This window comes from Paramicrobacterium salitolerans (genome assembly GCF_051513965.1).
GTDB lineage: Bacteria > Actinomycetota > Actinomycetes > Actinomycetales > Microbacteriaceae > Paramicrobacterium.
Genome location: NZ_CP195847.1, coordinates 1,334,536 through 1,345,837 on the forward strand (window position 1 = coordinate 1,334,536; position 11,302 = coordinate 1,345,837).

At 63.0% G+C, this 11,302-nt stretch carries 10 protein-coding genes; all 10 read right to left on the reverse strand.

Annotated elements, in window-relative coordinates:
* Window positions 1–31: 31 nt before the first annotated feature.
* A complete protein-coding gene (locus ACSAGD_RS06360; protein ID WP_437584876.1) occupies window positions 32–394 on the reverse strand; it encodes an RNA polymerase-binding protein RbpA in 363 nt (120 codons plus the stop codon).
* Between the two features lie 10 nt (window positions 395–404).
* Window positions 405–656 (reverse strand): preprotein translocase subunit SecG, encoded by a 252-nt coding sequence (secG, locus tag ACSAGD_RS06365; protein WP_437584877.1) that lies wholly within the window; start codon window positions 654–656, stop codon window positions 405–407.
* A 75-nt stretch (window positions 657–731) separates the two neighbouring features.
* Window positions 732–1,523, reverse strand: a complete 792-nt coding sequence (gene tpiA, locus ACSAGD_RS06370) for a triose-phosphate isomerase (RefSeq protein WP_437584878.1) — start codon at window positions 1,521–1,523, stop codon at window positions 732–734.
* The gene (locus tag ACSAGD_RS06375; RefSeq protein WP_437584879.1) at window positions 1,511–2,725 is read right to left on the reverse strand and encodes a phosphoglycerate kinase; all 1,215 of its coding nucleotides are present in this window, start codon (window positions 2,723–2,725) and stop codon (window positions 1,511–1,513) included. The genes tpiA and ACSAGD_RS06375 overlap by 13 nt, the downstream gene beginning before the upstream one ends.
* Before the next feature lie 19 nt (window positions 2,726–2,744).
* The gene (gene gap, locus ACSAGD_RS06380; protein WP_437584880.1) at window positions 2,745–3,749 is read right to left on the reverse strand and encodes a type I glyceraldehyde-3-phosphate dehydrogenase; all 1,005 of its coding nucleotides are present in this window, start codon (window positions 3,747–3,749) and stop codon (window positions 2,745–2,747) included.
* 105 nt (window positions 3,750–3,854) lie between these two features.
* On the reverse strand, window positions 3,855–4,481 hold the full coding sequence (locus ACSAGD_RS06385) for a superoxide dismutase (protein ID WP_437584881.1): 627 nt from the start codon (window positions 4,479–4,481) through the stop codon (window positions 3,855–3,857).
* A 120-nt stretch (window positions 4,482–4,601) separates the two neighbouring features.
* Window positions 4,602–5,576 carry a DNA-binding protein WhiA gene (gene whiA, locus ACSAGD_RS06390; RefSeq protein WP_437584882.1) on the reverse strand — a complete coding sequence of 325 codons (975 nt, stop codon included), beginning with the start codon at window positions 5,574–5,576 and terminating at the stop codon, window positions 4,602–4,604.
* A gap of 31 nt (window positions 5,577–5,607) precedes the next feature.
* The gene (gene rapZ / locus ACSAGD_RS06395) at window positions 5,608–6,486 is read right to left on the reverse strand and encodes an RNase adapter RapZ (protein WP_437584883.1); all 879 of its coding nucleotides are present in this window, start codon (window positions 6,484–6,486) and stop codon (window positions 5,608–5,610) included.
* Between the two features lie 39 nt (window positions 6,487–6,525).
* Window positions 6,526–8,379 carry an excinuclease ABC subunit UvrC gene (gene uvrC / locus ACSAGD_RS06400; protein ID WP_437584884.1) on the reverse strand — a complete coding sequence of 618 codons (1,854 nt, stop codon included), beginning with the start codon at window positions 8,377–8,379 and terminating at the stop codon, window positions 6,526–6,528.
* Window positions 8,380–8,381: 2 nt separating this feature from the next.
* Window positions 8,382–11,273 (reverse strand): excinuclease ABC subunit UvrA, encoded by a 2,892-nt coding sequence (uvrA, locus tag ACSAGD_RS06405; RefSeq protein WP_437584885.1) that lies wholly within the window; start codon window positions 11,271–11,273, stop codon window positions 8,382–8,384.
* Window positions 11,274–11,302: the final 29 nt, after the last annotated feature.

Sequence of the window (11,302 nt, forward strand, 5' to 3'; positions counted from 1 at the left end):
AATCGCGGAGCCCTCCGGCATTTCTCTGGCGTTACGCCGTCGCGGTTCCGCGGCGTTCCCGCAGCTGGGTCAGCGCGTTCTCAAGAAGCTCTGCGGCTTCTTCATCAGTGCGCCGTTCCTTCACGTATGCCAGGTGAGTCTTGTAGGGCTCATTCCGAAGCGCGTGAGGCGGATTGTTCTTGTCACGTCCCGCCGGAAGGCCCGACATCGGACAGTCGATCGTCTCCGGGATGTCCTCGGCGGGAACATCGGCCGCAAAATAGCGGACCGTCTTGTTTCCCAGTGCATCCCAGTATTCGACTGCGACGCGCTCCGCGTGGTGACCATGGTCCTGCTCCCCCATCGGCCCGGCGCCGACGCGCGAGCCGCGGATTGAGCTGCCTCCGAGTGCCATTCACTACCTCCTAGACGCCAGCTTGGAACTTCGTGATCAGACCAAGTGCCACAATGCAGACGAACCAGACGAGCCCGAGGCTCACCGTGATCGCGTTCAAGTTACGTTCTGCGACACCGGATGCACCGAGGTTCGAGCCCATTCCTCCGCCGAACATGTCGGAGAGACCTCCCCCGCGCCCCTTATGGAGCAGGATGAGGAACGTGAGGAGCAGGCTCGTGATGCCGAGCAGTACTTGAAGAATGACCTGGAGAATATCCACGAAGGACCTTTCGCTGGGTGTGTGGCGCGGCGGGGCCACGACGATTATACGTGAGCCCCCGCCGCGCGAGTCGAATCAGACTCCGACGTGCTTCTGATACCTGACGATGTTGGAGAACTCCGTGACGTCGAGGCTCGCCCCGCCGACGAGCGCGCCGTCGACGTTGGGCTCGCGCATGAAGCCAGCGATGTTCGCCGCCTTCACGGATCCTCCATACAAAATGCGCGTGCGAGCGGCGGCATCTTCACCGAGGGATTCGGCAATGACCTTTCGCAGCTCGGCAGCGACCTGTTCGGCCTGGTCGGGTGTTGCAGCTTTGCCCGAACCGATCGCCCACACAGGCTCGTACGCCACGACGATGTCGGCATCGGAGGAGACGGCTTCGAGAGCCGCGCGGAGCTGCGACACGGGAACAGCGGCAGAGCCGTGCTTCTCGAGGTCCTCCGCGGTCTCCCCCACGCAGATCACGGGAACGAGCCCGTGCTTCAGCGCGGCGACCGTCTTGCTGTTGACGATCTCGTCCGTCTCACCGTGGAGAGAGCGACGCTCCGAGTGACCGATGATCGCGTAGCGGCACTCAAGCTGGCTCAGAAACGCACCCGAGATCTCTCCCGTGAACGCACCGGAGTCCTGCGATGAGACATCCTGCGCGCCGTAGGCGAGCGGAAGCTTGTCCGCGGCGACGAGCGTCTGCACGCTTCGCAGGTCGGTGAACGGCGGGAAGACGGCGACCTCGACGGCATCGAAGTCGTGCTTGGCATCCTGCAGGCTCCAGGCGAGCTTCTGGACGAATGCGATCGCCTGAAGGTGATCGAGGTTCATCTTCCAGTTGCCCGCGATGAGTGGGGTGCGAGTCACTGCTGCCATCCGAGTACCTCCAGTCCGGGAAGCGACTTGCCCTCGAGGAATTCGAGGCTCGCTCCGCCGCCCGTTGAAATGTGTCCAAACTGATCGTCGTTGAATCCGAGCGCACGCACAGCCGCAGCCGAGTCGCCGCCTCCGACGACACTCAGTCCATCGACCGTGGTGAGCGCCTCGGCTACGGCCTTTGTGCCGGCCGCGAATGGTGCGAGCTCGAAGACGCCCATCGGCCCGTTCCAGAACACAGTCGAAGAGGACGCGATCCGGTTGGCGAAAGCCTGGGCGGTGCGAGGACCGATGTCGAGGCCGAGACCGGATGCCCCGAACTCGGTGTCTTCGATGGAGTCGACGTCTCTCACCACATGCTCTGCATCGGCGCTGAAGGATGCCGCGACGACTACATCGACGGGCAGGACGATCTCCACGCCCTTCTCCTCAGCGGCAGAGAGGTAACGCCGCACGGTTTCGATCTGATCGCTCTCGAGAAGGCTCGACCCCACCTTGTGCCCGAGAGCGGCGAGGAATGTGAAGAGCATCCCTCCTCCGATGAGCAGAGAATCGACCCGCGGAAGCAGGTGCTCGATCACGCCGAGCTTGTCCGAGACCTTTGAGCCGCCGAGCACGACGGAGTAGGGCCGCTCAGGCTTCTCCGTCAGTCGCTCGAGGACGTCCAGCTCTCGGGAGATCAGAGTTCCGGCCGCACTCGGCAGAAGCGTGGCGAGCTCATAGACGCTTGCCTGCTTGCGGTGAACGACGCCAAAGCCATCGGAGATGAACGCGTCGCCGAAGGCCGCGAGCTGCTCTGCGAACGCCCGTCGCTCGGATCCGTCCTTGCTCGTCTCTCCCGGATTGAACCGAAGGTTTTCGAGAACAGCAATCTGTCCGTCCTCGAGCCCGGCGACAGCATCCTGAGCACCCTGGCCCACGGTGTCTGCCGCGAACGTGACGGGCGACCCGAGGAGCTCGCTGAGGCGCTGCGCCACAGGCGCGAGGCTGTACTGGGCATCAGGGGCGCCTTTGGGGCGTCCAAGATGCGAGATGACCACGACGCGAGCGCCCTGGTTGAGAAGTGCGTTGAGGGTCGGCAGAGACGCGCGAACGCGTCCATCGTCGGTGATCACTCCGTCCGAGAGAGGGACATTGAGATCACACCGAACGACGACGCGTTTGCCGCTCAGCGAACCCAGCGATTCGAAAGTGCGAAGCACGCTGAAATACCTCGCGGGGTCAGAGGCGCTCGGCCACGTACTCGGCGAGGTCGACGAGGCGGTTGGAGTAGCCCCACTCGTTGTCGTACCAGCTGGAGAGCTTGACCTGGTTGCCGATGACGCGGAGAAGGCCGGCGTCGAAGATCGACGAGTGCGGGTCGTTCACGATGTCGCTCGAGACGATCTCGTCCTCGGTGTACTTCAGGATTCCCTTCAGCGGGCCCTCTGCGGCCTCCTTGTACGCGGCCTTGACCTCATCGACCGTGACCGGGCGGGATGCCTCGACCGTGAGATCGGTGATGGAGCCGGTGGGAACGGGAACGCGGAGTGCGAAGCCGTCGAGCTTGCCCTTGAGCTCCGGAAGAACGAGACCGATGGCCTTCGCTGCGCCCGTCGAGGTCGGGATGATGTTCACAGCTGCGGCACGAGCCCGGCGAAGGTCCTTGTGAGGACCGTCCTGCAGGTTCTGGTCTGCCGTGTAGGCGTGCACGGTCGTCATGAGACCACGCTCGATGCCGAAGGTGTCGTTGAACACCTTCGCGAGGGGGGCGAGGCAGTTCGTGGTGCAGGAGGCGTTCGAGATGATGTTGTGGTTCTCGGGGTCGTAGTCCTGCTCGTTCACGCCGAGAACGAATGTGCCGTCCTCGCCGGTCGCGGGAGCGGAGATCAGAACCTTCTTGGCTCCTGCATCGATGTGCTTGCGAGCGTCAGCGGCATTCGTAAAGCGTCCGGTGGACTCGATCACGATGTCGACGCCCAGATCGCCCCACGGGAGGTTGGCGGGGTCGCGCTCCTCGAAGACCTTGATGGACTTGCCGTCGACAGTGATCTGCTCACCGTCGAAGGAGACCTCAGCGTCAAGACGACCGGTGATCGAGTCGTACTTGAGGAGGTGTGCGAGTGTCTTGTTGTCGGTGAGGTCGTTGACGGCGACGATCTCGAGGTTGCTGCCCTTGGCGAGGGCTGCACGGAAGAAGTTGCGGCCGATGCGGCCAAACCCGTTGATGCCGATCTTTACTGACAAGGATGACTCCTGTAATTCGGCGCAGTGTTGCGCGTTTTCAATTAGTCTCGCGAACGAGCTGGGGAGGGCTGTCCCAGACAGGAGTCCGGGACAACCCTGTCTGCATTACGACAGTACCAGCAAGCCTGAGGTCTTCTCACGAGCAGTCGCGAAGCGCTTCTGGACGTTCTCCCAGTCCACGATGTTCCAGAATGCCTTGACGTAGTCGCCCTTGACGTTCTGGTAGTCGAGGTAGAAAGCGTGCTCCCACATGTCGAGGAGCAGAAGCGGAACGGTGCCCGCGGGGAAGTTCGACTGGTGGTCATAGAACTGCTGCACGAAGAGCTTCTGGCCGATCGAGTCCCACATCAGCGCGCCCCAGCCCGAACCCTGGATTCCCAGAGCAGCCGCGTTGAACTGAGCCTGGAACTTCTCGAATCCGCCGAACTGCTCGTCGAGAGCAGCCTGCAGGTCACCCGTCGGGCGGTCCCCGCCCTCCGGCGAGAGGTTCGTCCAGAAGACCGAGTGGTTGACGTGACCGCCGAGGTTGAACGCGAGGTCCTTCTCGAGCTTGTTGATGTTTGCGAAGTCGCCGGACTCGCGTGCCTCAGCAAGCTTCTCAAGAGCGGTGTTCGCTCCCGTCACATAAGCCTGGTGGTGCTTGGAGTGGTGCAGCTCCATGATCGTTCCCGAGATGCTCGGCTCCAGTGCGCCGTAGTCATACGCAAGGTCGGGAAGCGTGTATTCAGCCATGTATATCTCCTCGTTTCTCTCATGCGCGATAGGTCCGCGCATGGCTCTGAGTGACGTTCCCCAGTCTAGTCGCCGGTGCTCGTTCGGCTAGTGGGCTTCGCTCTCAGATGACAGAGGAAGTCAGTCCGCCGAAGGGGGAAGCGAAGCCTGAGTGTCGGGCACATCGGTCTCGTGCGCGCGCTTGTCGGCCATGGCGAGAAGACGACGGATGCGGCCGGCGACAGCGTCCTTGGTCATTGGCGGTTCGGCGAAGTGTCCGAGCTCGTCGAGGCTCGCGTCTCGGTGGTCCAGACGCAGTTTGCCGGCGTAAGCCAGGTGATCCGGGACATCCTCACCGAGGATCTCGAGGGCGCGCTCGACGCGCGCGCAGGCGGCGACGGCAGCCTGCGCGGAGCGGCGCAGGTTCGCGTCGTCGAAGTTCACGAGGCGGTTCGCTGTGGCGCGCACCTCGCGCCGCTGGCGCATCTCTTCCCACTCCGTCACGGTCTTGTGGGCTCCCATGGCCGTGAGCATCGCGCTGATTGCTTCGCCATCGCGGATCACGACACGGTGGACACCTCGAACCTCGCGCGCCTTCGCTGAGATGCCGAGACGACCCGCAGCGCCTACGAGGGCCATTGCGGACTCATTCCCGGGGCAGGTCACTTCGAGAGCGGCGGAACGTCCCGGGTCGCTGAGTGAGCCGCGAGCGAGGAAAGCTCCTCGCCAAACAGCAGCGAGGTCATCACGTGAGCCCGTGGTGAGACGGTTCGGGAGGCCCCGGACGGGTCGGCGTCGAGAATCAAGGAGGCCCGTCTGGCGAGCGAGTGTCTCTCCCCCGGCCATGACTCTGACGAGGAAGTATGGGGCGCGACGTCCGCCCGAGGGTGAGACGGCGCTTGCCTCGCTGCGTACTCCGTACAGCTCAGCGAGGTCTTTGCGGACCCGACGAGCGGTGCGCGGCGAGTCGACCTCGGCCTCAATCGCGATGCGACCCGAGATGATGTGGAGACCTCCGCTGAAGCGGAGAATCGAAGCGAGCTCGGCCGCCCGAACCGTATTGCGCGTTTCGTCGACGGCGGTCAGTTCGTCTTTGACATCGGCTGTGAGAGCCAATCGGAGTCCTATCTGCTCGGGTGCCCGGCGGTCATTCGCGACCGAGGTCGCGGTGTTTGACGTTGACGACGACGTCGGGCTGCGTACTGAGGAGGGAGGCGAGACGCTGCGCCATGGCGACGGAGCGGTGTTTTCCGCCTGTGCACCCGATCGCCACGACGGCATGCCGCTTGTTCTCACGCTGATATCCAGTCAGGACCGGCTTCAGCGCGGATGCGTATGCGTCGAGGAATTCCTCGGCGCCGGGCTGTGTGAAGACGTAGTCGGAGACCTCGGTATCGAGGCCCGTGTGCGCACGCAGGTCCGGCACCCAGAACGGGTTTGGGAGGAATCTCGCGTCTGCAATCATATCTGCGTCTGTGGGGATGCCGTACTTGAACCCGAAGCTCATCACCGTGATCTGTACGCCAGGTGTCGCCTCGCTCTTGAAGATGTCGCGCACGGTCGAGCCGAGCTGGTGAACATTCAGGTCTGTCGTGTCGATGACGAGATCGCTCAGCTCGCGAATGGCGGCCACACGCTGGCGCTCGATGGAGATGCCGTCGAGGATCGTGCCATCCCCCTGCAGCGGGTGAGGTCTGCGCACTGCTTCGTACCGGCGAATCAGCGCCTCGTCTGCTGCGTCAAGGAAGAGCACTCGGAGATGTGTGCCCTCGCGCAGGCCCTGCAGCATCGACCGGAGGTCAGCGAAGAAGTCTCTGCCGCGAACATCGACCACGACGGCGAGCTTCTCCGTGCCCTCGGCTCGCTCCGCCAGATCGACAAGCGGACGCAGCATCTGAGGCGGAAGATTGTCGACCACGTACCAGTCGAGATCTTCGAGGGCGTTCGCGACGGTCGAGCGCCCGGCACCTGACATACCGGTGACGACGAGGACTTCCTGCTCGGAAGTGTGTTCATCGGTGGTCATCGTCTTGGCCTTCGTTCGTAGTTTTCGGGTGATACCAGGTTACCGAGTGTGGAGGCGAGCGTGGATCGCCTCTGCAAGCGCGGGGCCGACACCGGGCACTTCGGTGATCTCCGCGGGGTCAGCGGCTTTCAAGCGGGCAACTGAACCGAAGTGCGTCAGCAGCTTCTTGACGCGTGCGGGTCCGACGCCGGGGATCTCGGAGAGAACAGTCGAGATATCGCGCGATCGCCGTTTCCGCTGGTGCCTGATCGCAAATCGGTGTGCCTCGTCTCGGAGGCGCTGGACGAGATAGAGCGCTTCGCTGTTCCGCGGCAGGATCACCGGGTATTCATCGTCTGGAATCCAGAGCTCCTCAAGGCGCTTCGCGATCCCCGCGATCTGGATGCCGCTGCGCTCGGAGTCTTCGAGGGCGCGCTGCGCCGCGGCCACCTGAGGCTGGCCTCCGTCGACGAGGAGGAGCTGAGGTGGATAGGCGAATCTCTTAGGTGACGAGTCTTCTGGTCCGTCATCGTCGAGATGCGCCAGCCGACGCATAAGCACCTGGTACATCGCATCCGTGTCGTCACGTGCTTCCGAAATGGAGAACGACCGATACTGGTCTTTTCGTGCGAGGCCATCCTCGAAGACGACCATCGACGCTACGATGTTCGTTCCGCCGAGGTGCGAGATGTCGTAGCACTCGATGCGGAGAGGAGCCTCGTTCATGCCCAGGGCATCCTGGATGTCTGCGAGAGCTTCGCTCCGCGTCGCGAAGTCTGCGCTTCGGCGTGTCTTGTGGCGCATGAGAGCCTGCTTCGCGTTGAGCACCGCTGTCTCCATGAGGGCGGCCTTCTCGCCACGCTGCGCTGTCTTCAGCTGCACGCGACCGCGCCCTCGGATCTCGGTGAGCCACTCCCCGATCTCACCGGCGTCGTCGGGAAGGACGGGGACGATCACTTCACGCGGGACATCCGCACCTTGGCGGGAATACGCGGTTCGGATGACGCCTTCGACCAGATCGCCCGTCGAGACGTCGAGCTCCTTGTCGACTGTCCATGAACGCACACCACGGATGCGTCCGCCTCGGACGACGAACTGCTGCACAGCCGCCGAGAGCTCGTCGTGCTCGATTCCGAACATATCGGCGTCGACCGACTGCTTCATCACGACGCGGCTTTTCTCGAGAACCGCCTCCAAAGACTGGAGCTGATCGCGATAGCGCGCTGCCGCTTCGTAGTCCTGCTCGGCTGCGGCATCCTTCATCTTCGCTGTGAGCTCGCGAGTGAATCGTTTGTCGTTTCCGCTCATGAAGCTGACGAAGTCGTCGACGATTCGGCGGTGCTCGTCAATGGTGACCTTCATCGAGCACGGGCCGCCACAGCGCCCAATCTGACCAGGAAAGCACGGTTTGCCGGACTGCATGGCGCGTTTATAGCTTGAGTCGGAGCAGGTGCGGATCGGGAACGCCTTGATCATGAGATCGATCGTGTCGTGCACAGCCCAGACTTTGGGGTACGGACCGAAGTACGCGGCTCCCCTGATGCGAGGGTTGCGCGTCACCATGACGCGTGGAGCCTCGTCGCCGAGAGTCACGGCCAGGTACGGGTAGGACTTGTCGTCTCGGAACTTGACGTTGAACGGAGGGTCGAACTCCTTGATCCAGGTGTATTCGAGCTGGAGAGCTTCGACGTCGCTGCCGACGACAGTCCATTCGACGCTGGTCGCTGTCGTGACCATGCGTCTCGTCCGCTCGTGAAGCGTGTGCAGGGGTGCGAAGTAGTTGCTCAGTCGCGCCCGCAGATTCTTTGCTTTACCAACATAGAGCACACGCCGATTCTCGTCGCGGAAACGATAGACGCCCGGCTGGGTCGGGATCTCACCGGGCTTGGGACGATAGGCGAGGTGATGCGCCATCGTCACCCCGCCTTGCGAGCGCTGTCTCGTTCAGCGGCGAAGATCTCCTTGAGGAACGCTCCCGTATGGCTCTTGGATGATTTCGCGACCTGCTCCGGTGTGCCCGTGGCGACGATCTGGCCGCCGCCGGCCCCGCCCTCGGGACCGAGGTCCACGATCCAGTCCGCCGATTTGATCACGTCTAAGTTGTGCTCGATGACGATGATCGTGTTGCCTTTGTCGACGAGGCTGTTCAGCACGAGCAGAAGCTTCCGAACGTCTTCGAAGTGCAGACCGGTCGTGGGCTCGTCGAGCACATAGACGCTGCGGCCGTTCGACCTCCGCTGTAGCTCTGTCGCGAGCTTGACGCGCTGCGCCTCTCCGCCAGAGAGGGTCGTGGCACTCTGCCCGAGACGGACATAGCCGAGGCCGACATCGACCAGCGTCTTGAGATAGCGGTGAATTGCGGTGATGGGTTCGAAGAACTCCGCGGCTTCGGCGATCGGCATGTCAAGGACCTCAGCGATGTTCTTGCCCTTGTAGTGCACCTGGAGCGTGTCCCGGTTGTACCGCGCTCCCCCACACACCTCGCATGCGACATACACGTCGGGGAGGAAATTCATCTCGATCTTGATCGTCCCGTCACCGGAGCACGCCTCACAGCGCCCGCCCTTGACGTTGAAGCTGAAGCGTCCGGGGAGATAGCCACGAGCCTTCGCCTCGGGTGTCTCCGAGAAGAGAGTGCGGATGCGGTCGAAGACGCCCGTGTACGTCGCGGGGTTCGATCGCGGTGTTCGACCGATGGGAGCCTGATCGACGTGCACGACTTTATCGAGGTGCTCCGTGCCGGTCACACGTGTGTGTTTGCCCGGAACCTTGCGCGCGCCGTTGAGCGAGTTTGCCAGCACGCGGTAGAGGATGTCGTTGACGAGGGTCGACTTGCCGGAACCGCTCACCCCGGTGACCGCCGTGAACAGTCCGAGGGGGAAGTCCACTGACACCTTGCGGAGATTGTTGGCGGATGCTCCCACGACCGAGAGCATCCTGTCCTCATCGAGCGGACGCCGTCGAGACGGCGTCTCGATCTGCTTTCGACCCGCGAGGTAATCGGCGGTCAGGGACTCGCGGTTCTTCAGGAGGTCGGAGACCGTGCCGGAATGGACCACGTGACCGCCGCCCTCGCCAGCGCCCGGTCCGATGTCGACGATCCAATCCGCTGTTCGGATGGTGTCCTCGTCGTGTTCGACCACGATCAGCGTGTTTCCGAGATCGCGCAGGGCCACCAGAGTGTCGATGAGCCGACGGTTGTCGCGCTGATGGAGCCCAATGCTCGGTTCGTCGAGGACGTACAGCACTCCGGTAAGACCGGAGCCGATCTGAGTTGCGAGACGGATCCGCTGGGCCTCGCCTCCGGAGAGCGAGCCCGCCGACCGGGACAGCGTGAGGTAGTTGAGTCCAACCTGTATGAGGAAGTCAAGCCGAACCTTGATTTCGCGGAGGACCTGCGCTCCAATGCGAGCGTCCCGCTCGCTCAGTGTCAGGGTCTCCATGAAGTCACGAGCATCCGCGAGGCTCAGGTCGGAGACATCCGCAATGCTCGTGCCGTTCACGAGCACAGCGAGAACTTCAGGCTTCAGTCGCTTGCCATCGCACACTGGGCATGGAACCTCGCGGAGATATTCCGACCAGCGCGCGCGCTGCACGTCGGTCTCCGCCTGCATGTACTGTCGCTCGATATAGGGGATGACCCCTTCGAAGCCCGACGTGTAGGAGACTTCACGCCCGTAGCGGTTGCGCCACTTCACTCTCACCTTGAAGTCTTTGCCGCGCAGAACAGCCTCGCGCACGCGCTTCGGCAGCTTCTCCCACGGGGTCTCGAGAGAGAAGTCGAGATCTGCGGCGAGACCGACCAGGAGTTTCTCGTAGTACTGGTAGAGCCCCTTCCCCTGCGTGGTCCAGGGCACGATCACACCTTCGCTGATGCTCAGCTCCTCATCACCGAGGAGCAGGTCGGCATCGACCGACATTCGCGTGCCGAGACCGGAGCATTCAGGGCATGCGCCGAAGGGAGCGTTGAACGAGAACGTCCGTGGCTCCACCTCGGCGAGTTGGATGGGGTGGTTGTTCGGGCACGAGAGCTTCTCAGAGTAGGTGCGGAGCTTCTCGTCGCCCTCGGCATCCACAAAGTCGATCTGGACGATGCCATCGGTGAGTCTGAGTGCCGTCTCCAGCGAGTCAGTGAGACGAGAGAGGATGTCCGGTCCGGCGACGAGCCGGTCGACGACCACGGAGATGTCATGCTTGTAGGACTTCTTCAGCGTGGGTGGGCTGCTCAGCTGCACAGTCTCGCCATCGACGACGGCCCGTGCATAGCCCGAAGCGCTCAGCTCGGCGAAGAGATCGACGAACTCGCCCTTCTTCTGCGAGACCACGGGGCTCATCACCATGTATCGCGTACCCTCGTCGAGCTCCATGAGCTGGTCTGCGATCTGCTGAACGGTCTGGCGCCCGATCGGCTCACCGCACGTCGGGCAGTGAGGTACGCCGATGCGCGCCCAGAGCAGGCGCATGTAGTCGTACACCTCGGTAATAGTGCCCACCGTCGACCGAGGGTTGCGGTTCGTCGACTTCTGGTCAATTGAGACGGCGGGGCTGAGACCCTCGATGAAGTCGACGTCGGGTCGATCGACCTGCCCGAGGAACTGTCGCGCATACGCGGAGAGCGACTCGACGTATCGGCGCTGCCCCTCCGCGAAGATCGTGTCGAACGCGAGGGAGGACTTCCCCGAACCGGACAGGCCCGTGAAGACTACGAGAGAGTCCCGAGGGATGTCGACGCTCACGTTGTCGAGGTTGTGCACGCGAGCGCCGCTGACGGAGAGCCTCGTGTTCGCTGAAACTGCAGAAATCGTCACCCGTCCAGCCTAATCGCCCCCACCGACAT

Excerpts from the sequence above, each read along its gene's own strand:
- ACSAGD_RS06360 (WP_437584876.1), bottom strand. The coding sequence starts at position 394 with ATGGCACTCGGAGGCAGCTCAATCCGCGGCTCGCGCGTCGGCGCCGGG.
- uvrC (WP_437584884.1), bottom strand. The coding sequence starts at position 8,379 with ATGGCGCATCACCTCGCCTATCGTCCCAAGCCCGGTGAGATCCCGACC.
- tpiA (WP_437584878.1), bottom strand. The coding sequence starts at position 1,523 with ATGGCAGCAGTGACTCGCACCCCACTCATCGCGGGCAACTGGAAGATG.
- rapZ (WP_437584883.1), bottom strand. The coding sequence starts at position 6,486 with ATGACCACCGATGAACACACTTCCGAGCAGGAAGTCCTCGTCGTCACC.
- ACSAGD_RS06385 (WP_437584881.1), bottom strand. The coding sequence starts at position 4,481 with ATGGCTGAATACACGCTTCCCGACCTTGCGTATGACTACGGCGCACTG.